Below are 20,779 nucleotides of genomic sequence, written 5' to 3'. Positions count from 1 at the left end.
GCTTTTAATTATTTGTTAAATTCTCTTCACCCACTTCATCTATTTTCTTTAATAAAATCGCTAAATGATCTTTGGTAGCTCGATCAGTAGTTTTCTTCATTTTTGATTGAGTGGCTTTTTGAATAGATTGCAAATGCACTCTCGTAAGGGCTTGCATATCTGTTAAAAATGTACCCTTATCCCATGCTCCCTTCTTTAGATTTACAAAAAACACCATGTATGTCAAATAATTGAGTTGAAGTTTTTGTTTGTAAGACTCTATAGATTTCTTGCTTTTAAATTCAGAAAAAATTCTGCTTTCAAAATCTTTTAATACTTCATCCATTGGAAATACTTCATTCTTAATATCTATCTTTTGAGAGGAACCAAAAATCGTTTGGAAAAATATTTTTTGCAAATCCATTATATAATCATCTCCACTCAAGTGCAATTGAGAGACAAGATTATTTTCAATTAGCCATACTGGCGTTTCAAATAAGTAATTATTTAAAAAATAAACGGCCTTTTTTTGAATTGGTTTGCTTACTGGAACTAAATCTCTTACCGAGTCTTGTGAATCAAATTTTAAGATATCACCAATCATCGTCCCTCCAATTAAATTCCCGACATGCCTAATGTACTCCCTATATTGCTTTACAGCTCGTTCATAGACTTCCTTGGCTAATAACGTGTCAACATCACCATTAGTTTTTCTTGTCCAGTCTAATAAATTAGGTACAATGTACATGAGGTTCTTTATTCCATATTTGCTGGCTTCAATTGGGTCATCCCCTATATCTTCAGATTGTAAACGAGCATCGTCTTTATCATATTCATAGGGAAGATAGCTTAACCATTTGTTCTTTTTCAAACGATAATTCGTTAGCCGTGTTAAAACTTTTTGATCTGATTTTGGATCATCTCCTGGGTACCATCTATACAGCCATTCTATAGCCCATCGATCATAATCTCCAATAGATGAAATAAGACCTTCCCTGCCGACACCGTCCTCACGTTGTGCTACATAATTATATCTCGAATAATCCATCACAGAAGGAGAGATACCATGCTGCTCTACCCATTTTTTATCACGCAGCTTCTTTACCGGAACATTTGATGAAGAAAGAAAGTTGTGATGGATACCGAGAGTATGCCCTACTTCATGTGAAATGGTCTTAGCAAAGAGTTCTCCCGTTAATTCGTCTGAGAAAATCCGACTCCTCGCTCCTGTATCAGCTGCGCCAGCCAAGACCATATATTCTTCATGGGCAGATTTTGTTAGATCAGGAATATTTGCTTTGGCCCCGATCATCTCACCGCTTCTAAGATCAGTAAATGAATCTGCTGTAGCTCCAGGACTTTGTACTGGACTAAAAATAACTTTATTATATCTGGATGACAAAATATTAAATGAAGAGTCTGCGTTAGAAACTACTTGTGCCTTTATTGCATTTTTAAAACCGGCACTCTCAAAAGCAACTCGCCATGCATCCACTCCTTTGATGAAATAGGGTAATAACTTCTCAGGTGTTTTGGGGTCGATATAATAAATGATTGGTTGCTTAGGATCTACCAGTTCGCCCCTTAAATATCGATCTATGTCTTCATCTTTTGGTTCAAGTCGGTATCTATTCTGAAATCTTGTGAGTCTGCCATCTGCATTTTTGAAAATACGAGTAGTAGAGGAATTAACAGTAACTCTATCGTCCGTATAACGAACTTTCATCGGGAATTTAGGAAGTAAAAACATTGAGCAATTTAATCGCACAGAAACTAAATTCGTATCATTGATATTATCATTTAGAGCATAAACCTGTACAAGTTCAATATCAATCCCTTGTGCATGTGGATCAGTCTTACCGACATAGAACTTTTGCTTTTGAAAGGAGCCTAGTTTGAAATATTTTACTAACCAACCTGCAAATGAAAACACTCCTGTATCGCAATTAATTAACCTGGACACATCAATAAAATTTAATGAATCAATCAAAGAATAATGATAATCAAGAAATGCTGAACGCCTTTTTTTATTCAGGTCGAAATACCGAGGATGTTTTTTTTCTGCATATTCGATTAGTTCGACACTATTAGGCCCTTTCTTTTTGAACTGAATTAAAGTAGAATTTGCGAACTTCCCCCTGATTACCTTATTCCCTGTAATTTCACTTTTTGAGATCAGATTTACCACTGATATATATCTACCTAAAGTACTGTCAGGTAAAACAAGCCAATATTTATGATTTTTTTTGACCATTTGCAAAGGTGTTTTATGCTCTTGGGCTTTGAGATAAAATCCAATAATTACCAGAACAAATAAGAAAAGTATATTTTTCATATTATTTATTTAAATGCCTTATCATTATATCCAAATTCTTCTTAATTTCAGAAGAGTTAGGATCAAGTTTAGCTGCTTTCTCCTGCCACGTTATAGCTTCGGTTATTTTTTCCGCTTTAAAAAGTAAATGAGCATAAGTATCAAAAAGGGCAGCTATAATACCTTTGTCACCCGCCCTGGGATAAATCTCTTGCTCTTTAACAAACGGTTCAAATAAACTTATAGCCCGATTAATTTCAGTTTTATCAGACACCCTGCTATATAAATAGACATCATATGCACAACTATTTATCCCTAGTTCATCATTCTCCTTTTTCAGGAACTGTTCTGCATAGGCTAAATATGCTTTGATATATGACAGGCTATCATTTTGTTTCTTGTAATATTTCATCTTTCCCCTTGCCACAGCTCTTAATGAGATGTTTTCTGGATATTTTTTTGCTGATATATCTTTATAAATTCTATTCCAATCCGGCTTGAACCCATTTTGGTTCATCGCGTTTAAAAAATCAACATTTTCATTTAAGATGATATCCGTTACAAGTTTTTTCATTGCAGTAGGGTAGAAAAATTTCGCTACTTTTTCAGGATGCTCCAGAAATAGTTTGAATCCAAAATCTTTACTGTCATCAGTAAATTCTCTGAGAAATTTTATATTTTCAGATGTAAAAACTGAGTCCATTGATTTTATATACCAATTGCTTAATTTATCCTTTCCAATTGTATCTCCGTATTCCTTGGCCATGTAAGCCATTTGATTCACTTTAAGCGGGTCGGTTTTCCATTTTTCAAATTCTTCCATGGTTTTATGGTAAAAATTCGAATTTATAGCCCTTGTGACAATATTTATAAACTCATCTATACTTGCAGTTGCTCCGGAGAATCTATATATTATTTGACCTTTTGGAGAAAAAATCAAATATGTCGGGTAGGCGGTAACTTTAAATGAGTTCTGAATATTTACAGCATCTTTGCGCCAGTTTTTGGTCAATTCATCATCATCGGCCGTAACATCCATTTGGACTTTGACACTGATAAATTCTTTGTTCATAAAGCCAGCGGTTCTTTCTTTTGAAAAAACATTTTTGTCCATTGCCTTACATGGACCGCACCAGGTGGCAAAACAATCTACAAAAATAAACTTGTTTTCGATTGAAGCCTTTGTTTTGATTGCTTCCCAATTCAGGTTTTTAATAAAATTCACTCCGAGGTTTTCTTGAGTTTGCATATTTGCAGTTGTTTGTGCAAAGCAATTCAATACGGGTAACAGGAGTATTAAAAATAAATTGATCTTTTTTTTCATTATTTGTTTAAATTAAGACATGGCAGATCCTGCTACGCGATTTATTTTATTTGCAATATGCCGTTATGTTCTTTGCGTGTATATAAGTTGCAACTACTTGAACACCTCCTTTAAAACCCTTTCTAAACCATCACCCCTCAGATTAGTTGCTATAATCTTACCTGTTGGGTCTATTAGGAAGTTACTTGGTAAGGAAACAGCGTTATATAACATGGCTGCTGACTGGTCAAAGTCTGAAAGTTGCAACCAGGTCATTCCATCATCTGTAATGGCTTTTAACCATTTACCTTTGTCCTTTTCTTCATCTCTGGTCACTCCTATAATTGTAAAATTTTTGTTCTTATATTTATCATAAGCTTTCAGCAGATTTGGGCTTTCAACTCTGCAGGGCCCGCACCAGGATGCCCAAAAATCAAGCAAAACATATTTTCCTTTATAGGAGGATAACGTAACCTTCTTACCAAGACTATCTGCCTGGATAAAATCTGGAGCAGCTTCACCGGCTTTTGGTGTAAGTTTCTCAACTTTGGACACCCAAGTTTTCACGCCAGCCTTCATTTTAGCCAATGTTTCCTTAAACACAGGATTTGGACTGTGATTTCCTTTCGCCGCTTTCTCTTCCGATAGTTGAACTATTTTTTCCTGCATTGCAATTGCCTCAGCAATTCTTCCCGATTTGTATAACAAATTAGCGTAAGTATCCATTGAGGCAGGATTGTCTTTATCGCTCTGGTCAATGTAATTCTTCATTGTAGCAACTGCTATCTCAATGATTTTAGAATCACTTATTTGCTCAAATATTCGCCAGGAGACGTTATTGATGTTAAATGCTCCGTATGTATCTTCATTTGATTTATAATATAAAGCATAGAACTTACCGAATTCTTCATGTAACTTATTATGGAATGCGTTGCGTAACCGTTCAGTATAGTAATATTGCTGAAATAAGTTACCATGCTTACCTTTGATGCTTTTTTCAAAGCCTGCCCAATCAGTGCTTCCATACTTAATGTACGGTTTAACCTCTTCAGCATACAGCACGCTGTTTACTTTTCTTTCAGCGGCTAATTTTTTACCCAGTACCTCGTTAGCTCGCACAGATTGATCCTTAAATAGCTTAAAGGCTTTATCTGATGATTTAGTGGTGAACATATAAGCAAATAATAAATTATGCTTTTTAAACTGTTCTTCTTTAGATAAGCCGTTGATGAAAGCCTGGGCAATCTCGTGCGCTTTATCTGCTTCCCTGACTTTAGCTGCGGCCATGGCCAGGTTTTTCAAAAAAGCAGTATCCTTTTTCCCGGCCTTATATTCAGCATATTGTTTATTAAATTCAGTACTGTTTAAATCCTGAGCCTGAACTCCTGAGGTAATAATTACCCATAAGAGCAACATTAGTTGTCTTTTCATGTATTTGAATATTTGATGATGATTTTACTTCTTTGTGGGGTCTTTAATAACCAGTACTTCTAACTCCTTTTCGAATTCCACTAAATCCAAACCGCTTTTTTGCAACTCCTTTTTTACTGCTGACAGGTCATCCATCATGGCGTCCACTTTTAGATCTACGTTATAGTCAATCCCAGTTTCATTATAAATGATAGGTCCATTTTGATTAAGGCCAACCAAAAGAGGAATGAAGTAGTCTATTTTTTGGCTAATCATACTCATACCTGTCTGATTGAGGACAGTTTTATTGGCGTCCCCACCTTTGGTTTTGATCTTCAATGTAATCTTAGGCATAACCACCAGCTTCATACATCGAATCAATCTTTTTTCTTTACTCACATCGTAACCAAAGTATTTTTTGAGGTCCATTTGCATTGCCTTTTTCACATTCTCTACAGTAGCATTTTCTTTTGGAATTCTAACAGAATAATTATACACGCCCTTCATGGAAACACCGGTTTGATCTGCTTCAGAGAAATTGTGGTTGAACAGAGATTTATCGGAAACTTCAACGACCGGCCAGGCTGCTGTTTTACCATATTGAGTTTCCGAAAAAATCATTGGTCCCGAAGCTTTGCCTGTATAGGCTAAATTATATAACCCAGCTAAATGCCATTTGGCAATACAAAACAATCCTGTTTCTTTTATCTTTTCGCTATGATCATTGATATCAGGCACTCGCATCTTTTCCGTTAGTATAGACTTTGAGAAGCTACTTGAATAAAGCAGATATTCATTGTTGTTTAAATTTCCATTGTCATCAAATGCGTCTATAGAATTCGATTTTCCTCCAGAAAATATGACTGTTTCTCCTTTAAATAGTTTTTCCAGTTGACCTTCTGTAACAGAAGGAGTCCTTGCTATCACCATTCCCTTATCGTCAATAATAATTTGATGTGGCACTCCAACAATTCCATAGTTTCGCTTAAGAAGCGAATCATAGGCTGATACTAATTTCAATTCTCTGGCTTTTTTAACTTTCTCATACATGTTTTGGATATTCTTTCCATACTTAGATGCATTATCTCCGATCAAAATGATTTGAAGCTGGTCTTTGAATTTTTCCTGGATTGCATTCATTTTTGGAAAACTGGCTATACATGTCGCGCAAGTTGTGGCCCAAAAGTCCAAAATCAGCCATTTTCCTTTGAAATCTTTTAGTGACACATTGTTGGATCCGTAGCTAGTCACTTTATTCAAAGTAAAATCGGGCATAGGTTTACCAACTTCGGGTTGCAGGCCTTGAGGGATTGGCAGTCCTGCTGCTTTGTATTCCTGCTGCATTTTTAAAAGTTCCGGGTTGTTTTCCTGGGCTATTGCTACATTAGCTAATAGGGTAAGTAAAAGAATAATTCTATAAATTTTCATTTGAATATGTGTTAAGTTTAGTAATACCTGGCGTAAGCGAAATTTACCATACACCAGATATTGATTATTAATTAAAAATTATTAGTTATAGCCTGGATTCTGCTGATTGGCCATTGCCGGATCGTTTAGAATTTGCTCTTGGGGAATTGGCCATAATTGATCTGTTGTTTGCCAAGTAATTCCTTTTAATGGACCAAGAACCGCATCAGCACGATTGGTGCGTTTTAAATCCAACCATCTATGTCCCCATTCGGTAAACAACTCAAATCTCCGTTCCTGCTCTATCGCTGCTAACATGGTTGCTTCATTTGTAGCACTTGTATTGCCTATTCCTGCCCGATTCCTTATAAAGTTGAGATCACTTTCCGCACTATTTGAGCCGATTACTTTACTTCCCTGATGGGCTCTCGCTTCCGCGCGAATTAGGTACTGTTCACCCAAGCGCAGAACCATTGCATATTCACTAATAGGTGATATTGCGGTAACTTTGTATTTTTTTGGATAATAATATTTGGCGGTTGGACGCACCAAACTATCTATCCAGTTCAACTTTCTTAAATCTCCAGAAGCAAATAATGTTATTAAAGATGCTTTAAGTGCTCCATTAGCTGGTATAATAGCAGTATTTGGAATTAAGAAGGTGGCGGCATCAGCAGCGTTCCCAGCATCCCGACCTAATTGCCATATGGCCTCCTTTGAATTTTTAAGGAACATATTTCCAATAACCTCAGAGCCGTATAGGTCTGTATAAGAAATTACTTTGCTAGCTTCTGTTTCAGCATTTAACCAATCACCGGTATATAAATAAACTCTCGCCAGCATTGCTGTTGCAGCAAATTTATTTACTCTTTTTCTTTCAGGCGTGACCGTGCCAGTTGCAGTGAGATAATTTATACTCAGCAGGTTTTGTGCATCTTTCAAGTCCTTAATAATTTGTTGATAAACCTCGGTTTTAGAAGTTCGTGGAATTACCCCATTGATTCGATAATCAGTAGTCAATACCAATGGGACATCTCCAAATAGGTTAACCAAATAAAAGTGAGCAAAGGCACGGAGAAATTTGGCTTCCCCTTCCAACCTTGATTTTACTGCAGGCGTTAAGCCTATAGAGGCACTCAAACCTTCTAGGACAGCATTTGCCTTGAGAATAGTTTGATAAGGTACTAACCAAAATGTGGCATTTAAGCCCGAGGTTAGAGGAGTAAGATTATTAGTAGCATATTCTATCCTGTCAACTATAGTTGAATAATTATCCAATTCATCTGCGGCAAGGCCGGCTTTAAAACTTAGCCCGTTAACAACTCCACTAGAATAAGCGGCACCATTGATCATTTGGCCATAGATGTCAATAATGGTTGCCGTTGCCGTAGCATCATCAGTAAAAACAGTAGCTTTTATCAAACTGGTTTTTGGTGGATCTATTTCAACAAACTTCCTGCAGGACAATGCACAAATACAACATATGATTAGTGTTGTCATTCCGAATTTATTTCGGAATCTCATCAGGACGGTTCTATATAATTTTTTCATAATAGTCTTCTTTTTAAAATGTCAATTGAATGCCTCCTGTAACAAAAAACAAAGGTGGCAAAACAAGGCCCTGTGTTTCGGGGTCAAACCCTTTATATTTAGTAATGGTCATGATATTTTGAGCTTGTGCATACACCCTAATCCCCTTCAATTTCATTTTAGTTAAAATGGAAGCAGGTAGTTTATAGGACAAGGCAATATTTTTCAAGCGGATAAAGGAAGCATCTGAAATTACACCATCACTCTCTCGGTAGTTGGAGTAAGAAGAGAAATTTGTGGTTGTGAACCTTTGAATATTGGTATCATCACCACTTTTTTGCCAGCGCTTGATGACTTCAACCGGTTGATTGAAAATTGCTGAGCCGGGAGATTGAGCGATAGCGCTTAAATAATTTCTTCCATTCTGTTTAACGAATTGTAACAGAAAATTCAACTGCAGGCTTTTCCATTCCAAACTGTTATTCCATCCCCCAGAAAATTTCTGACCAATAAATTTAATCGTTTGCCTATCTAAATTATTATAGATCCCATTATTATCCACATCCATAACCTGATAAAGGCCTGTTGTTTGACTAATACCTATATATTTATAAAGTTTCACAATACTAAGAGGTTCCCCGACAACATATGTATTGGCATAAGATGAACCTGCCAGGTTTGGATAAGAAATTAATTTATTACGCGGGATGCTTAAGTTGACAGAACTGTTCCAGCTAAATGTCTTTGTTTTAATGTTAGTTGTATTCAGTTCAAACTCCAAACCTGTATTTTGGACTGTTGCATCGCCATTTGTTGTAATTGAGGGAAATCCTGCTGTAGGGGGAAGCGGATAGTTCAGTAACTGATTGGAAGATCTGTTTCTGTACCATGCTGTGGTCAATAAAATTCTGTCTTGCAGAAAACCCAATTCAACAGCGATTTCAAATTTCCTATTTTCCTCCCAGCTAAAATCAGGATTATACAATTGTGTAGGACCTAAACCCTGCAAGCCATCGTAAGTGGATGTAGATCTGTAGAGATCTAAAAAAGCATAATTGGGAATTTGATCACTACCGGTAATCCCATAACTACCCCTTATTTTGCCAGAACTCAATACCGGTAAATTGTTTTTGATCAGTTTTTCTTCAGAAAAGATCCAGGCAGTTCCGATAGCTCCGAAACTGGCAAACTGCCTGCCAGGGCCGAAACGACTTGAACCATCCCTACGCCCCGTTAAATTGATGATATATTTGCCATCATAGTTGTAATTGATACGTGCAAATAAGGCATTATATCGGTATTTAGATATATCATAAGTATTGGCAACATTAGTATTGGGCACAGCACTAACATCGTCCATTAGCGCTTCACTTATAAATCCTCGAGCTGATTGAGCGAGAGATTCAGTATTTTGTTCCTCGAAAGTACTCCCTATTAACACATTGATGGTATTTTTATGAAACTGCTTGCTCCAGCTTAATTGCGGTTCAATGTTCCAGGAATTATTTGACCGACTTCCAAAATTAGTAGAGTTGAAAGAACTTGATCTAAAATCTGGTGGAATAGAACTTAAAGGAGTTTTGGCAATCTCTTTTCTTGAAGCGTTGATATAGCCCATGTTAGTTTTAAAAACCAATCCTGGCAGAAATTCATAACTCAGAATTGAGCTAACAATCAAATTGTTAGTTCGGGCATCATAGGGCTGTTTGGTAAATGAAAGTTGATTATTGTAGAAAAAACTTGAAGGCCAATTTAAATTTCCATTTTCATCTAATAAATCAGGGGCATTTGGTGCCGTTTGCACAGCGGAAAATGTTAAATCATTAGAAAGTAGATTTGTTATTCCTAAGGAATAGTTCACATTGAACTGGCTTCTAAATTTTTGATTTGGAGAAGCGTTGGAAACGCTTAAATGAGCAGAACCTCTTTGATTCGCGAAATTTCCAGGGAATACTGTACTTTCTCTATGATATCCTCCACCAAAACGATATTGAGAATTACTCGTGCCACCTGAAATGCCAATTTGAGCGTCTGTGTTTTTTGCTATTCCGCCAATCAATTCTTTTTGCCAGTCTGTATATTTATTTTGATCGAAAGTTCCATTAATATCAGGAGCATTAACGGGATAAGTAGCGATCCCGTCATTTTTAAAAGCTTCCTTACGCATTTCCAAATATTGATCTGTATTTAATAGCTTCATTTTCCTGGTTACTTTTCCAATACCTGAATAAACATTCGCATCAACTTGCATTTGTCCGGCCTTACCTTTTTTAGTAGTGATCAGAATCACACCATTGGCACCCCTGGAGCCGTATATCGCAGTGGCGTCGGCATCCTTTAATACTTCTACTGATTCTATATCAGCTGGGTTTATATTATCAAAAGGGCTGCTCCCTACAAGTTCATTGGTGCTGGTTGGATAAATGTTTGTAGGAGTAGCAGTATTCATTGGTATGGAACTAAAAGGAACGCCATCTATTATGTAAAGTGGGATATTGCCATTGTTGGTTCCAGTTTTCCTCAAACTATTCTGACCCCTGATTTCAACTTTAAAATTCCCACCGGGCACTCCAGTTTGTTGCGTAATGATCAGTCCTGGTATACGTCCATACAATGCAGCTAGAGGATTACTTACAGGTTGCCTGGAAATTTCATCGGCTGTTACCCTTCCAACTGATCCGGTTGATAATCTACGCTTTTCGGTATAATAGCCTTTATTAATCTCCACCTCATTCAAATCCGAATAACTAACCTCAAGTTTAATCGTTCCTAAATTCTTAGCCACCTTTAGTTCCACAGATTTGAACCCAACAAATGAAATCTCGATTATTGCATCCTCATCCACACCCTGCAGGTAAAACGCACCATTACTAGCTGTAGTAGTGGCCTTACCCGACCCCTTCACCTTCACACTCGCCCCCACAAGCACATTCCCCGTCTCCCCATCCACCACAATACCAATAACATTAATATCAGCAAAAGCACTAACCACCCTATCCAGAAAGGAAGGCTCGGCCTCCTCTAAAATTATAGTCTTGTCCTTTATCGAATAGGCTAGCTTCTGATTTTGCAGAATTTGTTTCAATGCTTCCTCAACAGATGCATCTTTAATTCTTACATCAATAGGGGCAACATTTTTAATTAAATCACCATTGTATAAAATATCATATCCAGATTGCAGTGTCAGCTGTTTGAACGCCTGCGCAAGCGTGATGTTATTTTGGTTAATAGTAACCCTTTGTGCAAAAGAGGATGCACTTACCTGTAAAATTGTGGTTGTTAGTAGTACTACTATTAATTTCATCACCAGCAAGATTTTCGCCATACCTGCTCGCGGCCGGTATAGGCTTTTAATGTAAAAATTCATACATTTGAGTTTAGCTGTGCAATGCTTTCCACCGTCCAAAGTTGTCGGCATTACACAATTGTTCATTAATCAATTGTTTTACAATACCCGATTTTATCGGGTTTGATGAATAAGCTGAATGGAGCCGATGGTGTAAAAAAGCACTATCGGCTTCTCTGTTAGCTTATCATGTTTTTACATTAGGGGTCGTTTCTGTAGTAGAATCTCATCATTCTGGTTTTTAAGTTTAGTTGATATTTATGTTGATTACAGGGCTGGTTAAACCCATCACTGATGATTTATTAGTTTTTATAAGGCATTACTGTTATTTTTCTTCCTTCTATTTTAAACTGAACAGTTTTGGTAGCGCTAAGCATATCCAGAACTTCTGAAACATTCTTATACCTGGATACACTACCACCAATAGTTTTATTGTCAATATTTCCTTCGTATATCACTTCCACATCATACCATCTGGCCACCTTACGCATAAGGCTACGGATATCTTCCATTGCAAAAACGAATTTTCCATTTTTCCAATCTATGGCTTCGCTGGCATCTACTTGTTTAACAGCTAAGCCAGAGCTACCCGTGACGTAGGCTTGTTGGTTGGGTTTAAGGATAATGTCATCTTTAGTCTCTTTTGTCATCCCGACTTTGGAGGGATCTAGATCCTTCGCTGTCACTCTGGATGACAAATAGTGCACCCGCACGCTACCCTCCAATAACGTCGCTTTCGTACTCCCCTCATCCTCATAAGCACTGATATTAAAATGTGTACCCAACACCGTTGTTGTCAAATTTTTGGTGGTTACCACAAAAGGTTGATTTTTATTCCTAAATACTTCAAAGTAGGCTTCGCCGCTTAGTTCAACTAACCGTACACCGCCACGCTCATTTAGCGGCATCGTGTATATTAAAACCGAAGCGGCGTTAAGCCATACTTTAGTTCCGTCTGGTAAGGTTACCTGGTAAGTGCCGCCGCGAGGGGTTGTTACGGTTAGCATTTGCACCCTGCCGTCATCTCGACCGTATGGGAGAGACCTCTTGTTTGAGCTATTCAAGAGATCCTTCGCGTTCGCTCTGGATGACAAAATTGTACTACCGTCAGTATAAGTCAAATTATCCGCCGCTACAATTACCCCTGTTTGTTTATCACTTAACGTAATGGCTTCGCCATCACCAAATTTTATTGTTGCCGTGTTTTTACCCGGCGCAATGTCGTTAACCACCATGTTTTTGTCATCCAGAGCACTGCGAAGGATCTCAGTTTTGCTATTATAAAACCAGACGCCGAAAACAATCACTGCTACCGCAGCGGCTACGCCGATCATGCGAGGCCAAAGTTTAACAGTTTTAGGCTGTGGTATAATACCCAGCTCCGCTTGTATTTTAGCAAACAGCGCACGTTCATGTGATTGCTCATCCAGCGCCGCTGCTTCAGGGACTTTAAGTGGGTTATCATGTGCCTGTTTAAACCATAAATCGAATTCCTGTTGTTCTGCAATAGTCAATGACCCCTTTAACCATTTATGGGCAAGCTCTTGTAACCTTATTTTATCTTTTATATCCAACATCTTTATTGGCGCTTATACATACAAGTCCGCTGTGCGCAGCAAATGATTCATAAAAAACTTAACAATTTCATAACACTCTGTTAATCAGCAACAAAAATTTATAAAAGATAGAGTAATAACAACGAATGCAGCCCCTCGCGCAGTATTTTTTTTGTGCGCACCAATTGAGAATTCACTGCTTTTTCTGACATACCCATTTCAGCAGCAATCTTTTTATGGCTCTTACCTTCTTCCTTATTCATCCGGTAAATTAATGCGCTTTTTTCGGGCAGTTTTCCAATCAGCTCTTCCAGTCTATGGCGCAGTTCGTCAAAATCAAGATACTGCTGGGTAGAATCATCCAACAGGTCAACTGCAGCCATGTTTTGCTCCTGATACAAGCGCTGCGAACGCTGCCTGTCAAATAACTTAATTACCCGGTACTTTACCGAAACAATCAGATAGTTCTCCAGGCCAGAATTGATGCTCAGGTTCTCTCTTCTGTTCCACAAGGAAACAAAAACATCCTGAACAATATTCTCTGCTTCCATAAAATCACCGGTTTTCTGATTGGCAAAATGCAACAGCTTTTTCCAATACCGCTGGTACAGGCTTTCAAATGCCGCGGCATCCCCTTCCCTTAGTAAGGGGGTCAATTCCTGATCGGTGTATGTGCTGTAAGCAGCCATGATAATTTTACTTTCCCTCTATATAAATTATGCCTTAGTATAAATATACCCTTTTTTGTAGGCATGAGCACTACGTGGTTTACAAAAAGTATTTATGTAAAGCTATACAAGTTCAAACAAATAACCACAACTGATGAAGTGACTATCAGGCAGTTTGGTACAAAAACCATGTTTAAACACGAAAATACAGCGCATTTAACACGAAAATAATTTAGTGCAAGATTAAAAAGAGACGGACATCGCCGAATAAAGTTGTAGCGTTTCTTACCATTATTACGTTCAATGTTTATTAACCAATTTGAACTTATAAACTATGAAACACATTTATTTGCTTTTTGCAGTATTCATCCTTGCAGCTTGTTCCAAAGATAAATTTGACCCCTCGAACCCCAAAAATGTGCAGAAAGTGGAATTGCTGTTAGATCATTATATTGATGCAAGAGACCAAAGAGTTCTTCTATTGCCTCAAAAGGAATCCTCTCATATGTCTATAAGCGGATTTGAAGAGCGCGAATTAGGCTATACCTACAAAGTAAAAGCTAAAGTATATGTATCACCGGCAGTTGTTATGGATGACGGAGCTAATAGTTGGTTTGAGTTTCTGGAGGTCATCAGCAAGGAGAAATACACCGGCGATCAGCCCTTTGAGATCAATCTTGTTCACAGTATCGGATTTCACAGTGGCGGTAACCTGGCAGTAAAAAACGAGGCCGGCCAGTTTAAGTATGGCAGATATGACTTAAGGTTTGTTAATGAGCAAGACAAGCAGCACTTAGATGAACTTTTACTTAGAGAAAAAGAAATTAAAAGTGCCGAACAGTTTACAGCGCATCAGGAATATTTACGGAAAATGGCTTTGAAAGCCTTTGTCACTCATGATCCTCAAAACTGGGGGAAAGGATATTTGGTACGCAGCCTAAAGTTTAATGAGTAAAAATGGAGCCGCTTGCATAGCATGTTCCAGATGAACAAACTATACTAAACAGAAATAGCCGCCCGCTCATCCATAACCCTTGTTCAATCATCCCCGAAAAAACAAGATGATTTTAGCCCCACATTTAATCTAAAATCAAACAGGTTAATAAAAAACATGCTTATGAAAACACTAAAGACAGCAGCTACGTACATTTTTGTATTGTTTGTAAGCCTTACCGCCTGTAAAAAAGATAACGCTCAAAAAGAAGATGAAAACCTCAAATTTGACATCAACAATCCGGTTGGGTATTTTATATATGTAAAGTACGGAAATGGTACTACAGTCGCATACCGCTCCTGGTTATTTGAATTCCAGCCAGGAAAGACCTTAAAGTTTTACGATTCTGAAGGTAACGGTAGCAATACTTATACTTACGAGATCATTGATGGCAATATTGTTGGTATAAAAAAAATGGACTTTCGGTTTACTATTGATGATGGTAAAATAACCAGCGACGATCCCTATTTAAAAGACCTTGCACTTATAAAAGCCTCCCAAACCAATCAGTTGGCGGGAAAAACTTTTGCAGGCACTTATTATGACCCACGGGGAGCCGTACTACACAAGAATTTTTTTTACAGTTTTGCTGCAAAAGACAACAAAGTGGGTGCAGGCCTAAATATAGGCACAGTACTACGTACAGAAAATTACAGCTCCATAGGCAATATAGCTGCCTGGGTAGATATTGCCGGAAACGATGACGGAGAATTTATGGTACTGGTAAACGGAAAATTAGAGGTGAGTTATTACCAAAAGACGCCGTATGCCCTTCATTCCGGTAGTTTTAGTCAGCAATAAATCTCCGTGACATCATCACAAACTATCCTCTTAATATCTGCTCAAACCGGTTAATCCTGCCACTGTTGCGCCCGCGTTGACTATAATTCTGCAGCCTCAGAAGAGTGATGCTTAATTAAATTTTCATTGCTTACATCTTAAATTTTTACCCTACTTTTTGTAAGGCTTAAAAAAGCCATACAAAAAATCGGGGTCTGGTAGCGAGCGTTATATTTAATCACCAAATTAAATTCCGAAAACCCCTAAAAATTCAGTTAAATGAGCTGATTATTTTAAACCATTTACAAACGGAGATAAGGAGCTTAGCATAATTAAAACTAATGCTATTTATGCCAAAGCAACACCATCAAACCACGGTTACCAGTATAATAAATAAAAAGATCAATTCCAGATTTCTTAGCCCTAAGGACGACTTCGGTTTCAAGCACATATTTACAAAAGAGCATCACCAGGATCTTTTAATACATTTTTTGAATGCCGTATTCAAAGGACGCAAAGTGATTACTAAGATTCAGCTTGGAAAAACAGAGCACAAAGGGAATCAGAAGCAAGACCGAAAGTCAGTATTTGATGTACACTGCACCGGAGCAAACAATGAGAAATTTACCATTGAGATGCAAAAGGAAAGCAGCCCCTATTTTGCAGACCGGCTTCTGTTTTACGCCGCTATCCAGATTCAGGAACAGGGCAAATCCGTGGATGCAAACTGGAATTATAAATTACCAGAAATCTATTTTGTAGCCATATTGGATTTCAGGTTTGCAGATATGCCACCCGATCAATACATACACGACGTAAGGTTGATGGAAACGAAGAGCAACCTTCCTTTTTATAAAAAACTAGGTTACATTTATATAGAGCTGCCTGGCTTCCACAAAACAGCGGTTCAGTTAAAAACAGACGAAGACAAATGGCTGTTCTGTTTAAAGCATATGGGAGATTTAAAAGATATTCCCGTATCTTTGAGGGAAGACGAGATATTTAAAAAACTATTTGAGATCGCAGAAGTCAGCAACTTAACACCAGCAGAAATGAACGCATACCAGCAAAGTTTGAAAATAAAACGTGACAATTACAACCACGATCAATATATCCTGGAGCAAGGTGAGCACAAAAAAGCTGTTGAAACCGCTTTCGTATTAAAAACCAAGCAAATTGACATTGAAGTCATTGTCGAAGCTACTGGCTTAACCATTGAAGAAATCCAATCCCTTTAATCCCCACTAACCTACATGCTACCAGCACCCGCATTGCTTTTATGGTTTTCTTCAAACCTCAAAACAAGAAGGGGTTAAAATAAAAAGGGAGCCGACCTTTCGATCAAACTCCCTATTATTAACGCTTTCTCAATACCAAAAACAGCTATAAGTTGGCTTTGTTTTTAGATTTTTAATTTGTTCAATAAAATTGCAAAAATGGCTGTTAATGCGCTCTGGCACAATTTCATGATATTTATACCCCTCAAAATAACGCAGAAATGGAACAGAATATTCAGGCTGTAACCTACCCAATGCAGTTTGGATATCTTCATCACAAAAGTATTTTCCCCACGGTTGATGACATGTATGTTAGTTCTTTTCCGCCCTATCCGGAGGTAAAAGCCGATGAATCTTTTCAGTTGACGGTTTTTGTTGATGATAAATTTACCAGAAAGGATGTTGAACAACTTTTCATCAGCTTAAATAATAAAGTAAACATTATAACGCTATAAGAATTCTTCGACAATAATTACTTCCTGAGTTTATTGATAAGCGGTCAGTATTTTACAATGTGGAAGGGTTTCTTCAGCCTTGATGATCTTTTCCAAAACAACATCCTGGTCCGGTTCATCAATTTCATCCCCGGCTGATACATACAGTTCCTTTAATTGTTTGAGGTTTGTCAATGCGCTCAGGTCTTCTAACCGGATTTTAGTTCTCCAAACGTCAAGATATTCCAGGTCGGTCAATGTATTTAAATAAGGTAAGCATGCTTTGGTAATGTTTTCGTGCTTCATCAGCGTTAAACTCTTCAGCTCCTTAAAGTTGCTGATGAATTTGACCCCGACATCGGTAACCAATGTTTCTTTTAAATATATTTCATGAACGATGGAAACCCTTGCTGCCAGCATGCCCATAAACTCATCATCTACCAGCGAATCAATGCTGGTAAAACCAGGCAATTCTGTCGGGATATCCCTGGAATTAGTAATTTGCCGGAAGTGCCACCAAAAATGTTTCTCTTGTCCTTTTAGTTTCATACAACTGTTTTATATCAGCCGCAGCCCTTTTGCATAACTGCGGATTTCCTCCAGGTTATCAGTACCCAGTTTCTCCTCAACCCGCTTACAGAGAGATTTGGCTGTAAGCTCCCCAACAAAAAGTTGCTCAGCCAATTCGGGAACCGACAGCCCCAAAGCCATTAATTTCAACACCTGAAGGTCCCGTTCAAATAGTACCACAGATTCCGGCAGTTTTTTTTCCATTTCATAGGTTTTATAAATTGCAGTTTCCACGGGCAACTGCAGATAGTAAGTTATTGTATTCTTTTACCCTGTTTATCAATGAACATTTTAACACCATCTTTGCTAAGCTCTACTTTTCCACCTTCAAATTGACTCGAGTATACGTTTTTATAAACCATAGGGATCACCAACTTTCCATATTCATCAATGTATCCGATATTACTATTCTTATCTGAGACTGCTGCTAAGCCTTCTGAAAAATCCATTACATGATGAAATTCATCAGTAGTAATTCTTTGTCCTTTATGATTATAAATCGTAGAAGGTAGGCTTTCATCACCGTGTCGACGACTTTTAGATGCAATAATGATATTTTTCTCAATTTTTATGTACCCAGGATAATATGCTAACGGCATAATGATATTATGATCAATATCGATCACTCCTTTATCTAATTCTCCTTTTTTTGAAACGAGAAAGAGGCCATGAAATTCGTCAAATGCATTATAAATTAAAGGAACAGGAAATTCTCCATATTGGTTCATTATCCCATATATATAACTGCCATCAACATCATCCCGCAAAAAAAATTTATTTCCAGGCATGAGTTTCATAAATTTATAATACTTGCCAACCTTTCCATCAACCGACGGACCAGCATCATAAGAAAAGCCATCTCTACTTAGCACCATGCCTTTTCCTTTTAGTGGGTTGTAAACATACATATCCAGAAGTCCCATCTTGCTCATGATGTTGCCCGACTGAAAAATATACTTTCCGTTGTCTTTTACGAAAGACATGCTATACGCTGTACCACTTGTTTTGTTATAAACGCCATTAAATTTAACTGTATCTTTAGCTAACGTCTTAGTAAAAGTCATCAGGCTTTCCGCTTTTGAATTCTCGACTTTATAAACATTTTCATCCTTATAGGAAACATAAATTGGTGCATTTGCCGGAGCGTTTTCTGCTAAACCGCCAAAAAAAACATTGATGTCTTCAATCCATTTACGTTGAGCATGTGCCGAAACTGATATCGTAAATAATGCTAAGCATAAGAGTAGTTTTCTTTTCATAAATTTCCTATTGTCCTTTAAGTTTCATTAACCCAGTTCAGTTACTAAATAGTAATACTCTTGTAATCCTGAGATTTGACTTTTTCATTTCACGACGAGGTTTGAAATCATCTTTTCACAAAGTTAAACTATAGCTTAATGTAGTTGCAATACCTATATATAGGTATATTCTAAAGGCTTAAACGATCTAATGATTCCATGTTTCCGGCGTACCCCCGCAACCATATACACCAGTTTCCGGATCCGGCCCAGATAAACAACAGAATGAGTCACCATCCATATACACAGTTGGCTTTATTTTTTTAACCGCAATTACTTAATACTCCATGCCAAATTTAATTTTCACACAAAGCATCTAAAACTTTAATATAAATTAGATTAAGTTAATAATTAGACATAACCTCCCTCCCTCATCCCTATCAAAGGCGAGTATGTGCAGGATATCTGCCTGGCCAACAGGCACCCTTGCATATTCATTATTACAAATTGGCACCTCAACAAAACCTAGCTTCTTATAAATACCAATCGCAGCTTTCAACCGGCTTTCAGTAGATAGTACCACAGATTTCGCTCCGAGTTCCCTCCCCCTCTCAATAACAGCTATACAAAGTGCTTTTCCTTCGCCAAAGGCCTGTTTTGTTTAAGAATATTTTTATGATAGGGTTTGCTATAGTGCTTCTATTTCTGGTATGGTGAGTTTGGTGAATTTCATAATCTGTTCAAAAGGCAGGCCATCCTTTTTCATTTCACGGGCGATTTCCAAGGCTTCTTCGTGACGGCCAATAGCTTCGCCTTTTTCGATGCCCTTTTCAATACCTTGCTCAATACCTTTTTTAACTCCGTCTTGATAGAAAGGATCTTTTTCCACTTTAAATTTTGTAATTGTTCCCATAGCTATTTTAAATTCTTTACCTAGTTTACGTAATTGTATCAGTCCCCTTAATTGTTCTCTGTACCTACTTTTGTTTAGTTCGCCATTGCCTTGCTCGTCTACCCCATACAATATTTTCTTAATCACATCAACCGGAGCTTCTTCATCAAAGTTAGCAAATATTGCCATCAGTTTTTGTTCTGGTTCCGGTGAATTTAAAAAGATCTTGTGGCTATATTGCTGTAAAGCAACTAAATGATACCGGAATTTTAAATGTTCTTCATCTATAACATAGGGCATGGTTGATTTTGGCCTGGCCAGAAATATGACATATTGCTGTACCGGAAGCTGATATTTGCGTCGCAGCATGGCCCGGTAGCCTAGCATTCTGTTATCCATAGTGGCATCATCTTCTGATTGCCACTCAATATGGATGATATAGGTTTTACCGGTAGCATCTGTTATTTTACTCAGCTGATCGGGTACCGTTTCTTTAGTGTGCTGTAAACTCTCTGGCAGATCTTCTCTGGATACGATTTGGATTCCGAGTATCTTTTCGACAACCATGGGTAGTACCTTATCCATGTTTTCTTTAACGATTTTGTCAATAAGTTTTGATTGCCCTTTTAGGTAATCTGCTGTATCCTCTGCTGTTATTTGGTTTTGCTGTTGCCCCATTTATTTTGGTTTAGTTTCAATGAGGCCAATCTCCGTATCAACTGTTATAAACGATAGAGAAACATCAGCTCATTTTACTGAATTTTTGGATTTTTACCATATAAAATTTGGCGGCACACTTCGAACGGCTATAGGTACTCCATGAAGCGTTGCTCCTGTAGCCCCGCCCAAAAGGAGGACGGAAAGATTGGCCATATAACCTCAACGAGGTTTACGTGATTGCCTTTCTGGAAGATTTCAGATTACCTGATGGCATCAAAGGCGAGTATGTGCAGGATATCTGCCTGGCCAACAGGCACACCGGCAAAATATTCTACGACAAGCTGAACTTTATATTCATCGAGATGCTTAAACCCCGAAGGGCTCATGAATGCAATTAAAAACATAAACACTAATGAATACC

General features: G+C 37.7%; 16 protein-coding genes and 2 pseudogenes. 5 read left to right on the top strand and 13 right to left on the bottom strand.

Going from position 1 to position 20,779, the window contains the following annotated elements; all coding sequences use genetic code 11:
- Positions 1-4: 4 nt before the first annotated feature.
- From R2Q85_RS23555 to R2Q85_RS23520, 8 genes are all read right to left on the bottom strand, one after another.
- Positions 5-2,314 (bottom strand): zinc-dependent metalloprotease, encoded by a 2,310-nt coding sequence (locus R2Q85_RS23555; RefSeq protein ID WP_316814264.1) that lies wholly within the window; start codon positions 2,312-2,314, stop codon positions 5-7.
- Between the two features lies 1 nt (position 2,315).
- Positions 2,316-3,617 carry a DUF255 domain-containing protein gene (locus tag R2Q85_RS23550; RefSeq protein WP_316814263.1) on the bottom strand — a complete coding sequence of 434 codons (1,302 nt, stop codon included), beginning with the start codon at positions 3,615-3,617 and terminating at the stop codon, positions 2,316-2,318.
- A gap of 93 nt (positions 3,618-3,710) precedes the next feature.
- Positions 3,711-4,883: a peroxiredoxin family protein gene (locus tag R2Q85_RS23545; protein ID WP_316814262.1), complete on the bottom strand. Its 1,173-nt coding sequence runs from the start codon at positions 4,881-4,883 to the stop codon at positions 3,711-3,713.
- A 168-nt stretch (positions 4,884-5,051) separates the two neighbouring features.
- Positions 5,052-6,434 (bottom strand): TlpA disulfide reductase family protein, encoded by a 1,383-nt coding sequence (locus R2Q85_RS23540; RefSeq protein ID WP_316814261.1) that lies wholly within the window; start codon positions 6,432-6,434, stop codon positions 5,052-5,054.
- 81 nt (positions 6,435-6,515) lie between these two features.
- Positions 6,516-7,964 (bottom strand): RagB/SusD family nutrient uptake outer membrane protein, encoded by a 1,449-nt coding sequence (locus tag R2Q85_RS23535; RefSeq protein ID WP_316814260.1) that lies wholly within the window; start codon positions 7,962-7,964, stop codon positions 6,516-6,518.
- 13 nt (positions 7,965-7,977) lie between these two features.
- A complete protein-coding gene (locus tag R2Q85_RS23530; protein WP_316814259.1) occupies positions 7,978-11,247 on the bottom strand; it encodes a SusC/RagA family TonB-linked outer membrane protein in 3,270 nt (1,089 codons plus the stop codon).
- Positions 11,248-11,591: 344 nt separating this feature from the next.
- Complete coding sequence (locus R2Q85_RS23525) at positions 11,592-12,866, bottom strand: FecR family protein (protein WP_316814258.1); 1,275 nt, start codon at positions 12,864-12,866, stop codon at positions 11,592-11,594.
- A gap of 98 nt (positions 12,867-12,964) precedes the next feature.
- On the bottom strand, positions 12,965-13,534 hold the full coding sequence (locus R2Q85_RS23520; protein ID WP_316814257.1) for an RNA polymerase sigma-70 factor: 570 nt from the start codon (positions 13,532-13,534) through the stop codon (positions 12,965-12,967).
- 313 nt (positions 13,535-13,847) lie between these two features.
- Here R2Q85_RS23520 and R2Q85_RS23515 point away from each other — a divergent pair, with 313 nt between their 5' ends.
- The 4 genes from R2Q85_RS23515 to R2Q85_RS23500 all read left to right on the top strand — a co-directional run bounded on the left by R2Q85_RS23515 (position 13,848) and on the right by R2Q85_RS23500 (position 17,019).
- Positions 13,848-14,468, top strand: coding sequence for a hypothetical protein (locus R2Q85_RS23515; protein WP_316814256.1), 621 nt, complete (start codon positions 13,848-13,850; stop codon positions 14,466-14,468).
- 162 nt (positions 14,469-14,630) lie between these two features.
- Positions 14,631-15,308 (top strand): hypothetical protein, encoded by a 678-nt coding sequence (locus R2Q85_RS23510; protein WP_316814255.1) that lies wholly within the window; start codon positions 14,631-14,633, stop codon positions 15,306-15,308.
- A 329-nt stretch (positions 15,309-15,637) separates the two neighbouring features.
- Positions 15,638-16,525: an Rpn family recombination-promoting nuclease/putative transposase gene (locus R2Q85_RS23505; protein WP_316814254.1), complete on the top strand. Its 888-nt coding sequence runs from the start codon at positions 15,638-15,640 to the stop codon at positions 16,523-16,525.
- A gap of 260 nt (positions 16,526-16,785) precedes the next feature.
- Complete coding sequence (locus tag R2Q85_RS23500) at positions 16,786-17,019, top strand: hypothetical protein (RefSeq protein ID WP_316814253.1); 234 nt, start codon at positions 16,786-16,788, stop codon at positions 17,017-17,019.
- A gap of 30 nt (positions 17,020-17,049) precedes the next feature.
- On the opposite strand, the gene R2Q85_RS23495 is transcribed toward R2Q85_RS23500, so the two are convergent.
- From R2Q85_RS23495 to R2Q85_RS23480, 5 genes and pseudogenes are all read right to left on the bottom strand, one after another.
- The gene (locus tag R2Q85_RS23495; RefSeq protein ID WP_316814252.1) at positions 17,050-17,547 is read right to left on the bottom strand and encodes a hypothetical protein; all 498 of its coding nucleotides are present in this window, start codon (positions 17,545-17,547) and stop codon (positions 17,050-17,052) included.
- A 9-nt stretch (positions 17,548-17,556) separates the two neighbouring features.
- Complete coding sequence (locus R2Q85_RS23490; protein WP_316814251.1) at positions 17,557-17,772, bottom strand: LuxR C-terminal-related transcriptional regulator; 216 nt, start codon at positions 17,770-17,772, stop codon at positions 17,557-17,559.
- Positions 17,773-17,822: 50 nt separating this feature from the next.
- Positions 17,823-18,827, bottom strand: coding sequence for a WG repeat-containing protein (locus R2Q85_RS23485; protein WP_316814250.1), 1,005 nt, complete (start codon positions 18,825-18,827; stop codon positions 17,823-17,825).
- Between the two features lie 373 nt (positions 18,828-19,200).
- Positions 19,201-19,434, bottom strand: a pseudogene (locus R2Q85_RS24635) (hypothetical protein); the annotation flags it as partial.
- Between the two features lie 60 nt (positions 19,435-19,494).
- Entirely contained in the window at positions 19,495-20,376 is an 882-nt protein-coding gene (locus R2Q85_RS23480; RefSeq protein ID WP_316814249.1) for a hypothetical protein, read from the bottom strand.
- A 194-nt stretch (positions 20,377-20,570) separates the two neighbouring features.
- On the opposite strand from R2Q85_RS23480, the pseudogene R2Q85_RS23475 reads away from it, so the two are divergent.
- A pseudogene (locus tag R2Q85_RS23475) lies at positions 20,571-20,756 on the top strand (PD-(D/E)XK nuclease family transposase); the annotation flags it as partial.
- Positions 20,757-20,779: the final 23 nt, after the last annotated feature.

It is taken from the genome of Pedobacter heparinus, assembly GCF_032678725.1.
GTDB classification, from domain to species: domain Bacteria; phylum Bacteroidota; class Bacteroidia; order Sphingobacteriales; family Sphingobacteriaceae; genus Pedobacter; species Pedobacter heparinus_A.
The sequence above is the reverse complement of the archived record's forward strand: the minus strand, read 5'-3'. Positions and strand labels throughout refer to the sequence as shown.

What these genes read in the sequence shown, in the direction of transcription:
- R2Q85_RS23555 (WP_316814264.1), bottom strand. Translation starts at nt 2,314, where the DNA reads ATGAAAAATATACTTTTCTTATTTGTTCTGGTAATTATTGGATTTTAT.
- R2Q85_RS23550 (WP_316814263.1), bottom strand. Translation starts at nt 3,617, where the DNA reads ATGAAAAAAAAGATCAATTTATTTTTAATACTCCTGTTACCCGTATTG.
- R2Q85_RS23545 (WP_316814262.1), bottom strand. Translation starts at nt 4,883, where the DNA reads ATGGCCGCAGCTAAAGTCAGGGAAGCAGATAAAGCGCACGAGATTGCC.
- R2Q85_RS23540 (WP_316814261.1), bottom strand. Translation starts at nt 6,434, where the DNA reads ATGAAAATTTATAGAATTATTCTTTTACTTACCCTATTAGCTAATGTA.
- R2Q85_RS23535 (WP_316814260.1), bottom strand. Translation starts at nt 7,964, where the DNA reads ATGAAAAAATTATATAGAACCGTCCTGATGAGATTCCGAAATAAATTC.
- R2Q85_RS23530 (WP_316814259.1), bottom strand. Translation starts at nt 11,247, where the DNA reads ATGAAATTAATAGTAGTACTACTAACAACCACAATTTTACAGGTAAGT.
- R2Q85_RS23525 (WP_316814258.1), bottom strand. Translation starts at nt 12,866, where the DNA reads ATGTTGGATATAAAAGATAAAATAAGGTTACAAGAGCTTGCCCATAAA.
- R2Q85_RS23520 (WP_316814257.1), bottom strand. Translation starts at nt 13,534, where the DNA reads ATGGCTGCTTACAGCACATACACCGATCAGGAATTGACCCCCTTACTA.
- R2Q85_RS23515 (WP_316814256.1), top strand. Translation starts at nt 13,848, where the DNA reads ATGAAACACATTTATTTGCTTTTTGCAGTATTCATCCTTGCAGCTTGT.
- R2Q85_RS23510 (WP_316814255.1), top strand. Translation starts at nt 14,631, where the DNA reads ATGAAAACACTAAAGACAGCAGCTACGTACATTTTTGTATTGTTTGTA.
- R2Q85_RS23505 (WP_316814254.1), top strand. Translation starts at nt 15,638, where the DNA reads ATGCCAAAGCAACACCATCAAACCACGGTTACCAGTATAATAAATAAA.
- R2Q85_RS23500 (WP_316814253.1), top strand. Translation starts at nt 16,786, where the DNA reads ATGGAACAGAATATTCAGGCTGTAACCTACCCAATGCAGTTTGGATAT.
- R2Q85_RS23495 (WP_316814252.1), bottom strand. Translation starts at nt 17,547, where the DNA reads ATGAAACTAAAAGGACAAGAGAAACATTTTTGGTGGCACTTCCGGCAA.
- R2Q85_RS23490 (WP_316814251.1), bottom strand. Translation starts at nt 17,772, where the DNA reads ATGGAAAAAAAACTGCCGGAATCTGTGGTACTATTTGAACGGGACCTT.
- R2Q85_RS23485 (WP_316814250.1), bottom strand. Translation starts at nt 18,827, where the DNA reads ATGAAAAGAAAACTACTCTTATGCTTAGCATTATTTACGATATCAGTT.
- R2Q85_RS23480 (WP_316814249.1), bottom strand. Translation starts at nt 20,376, where the DNA reads ATGGGGCAACAGCAAAACCAAATAACAGCAGAGGATACAGCAGATTAC.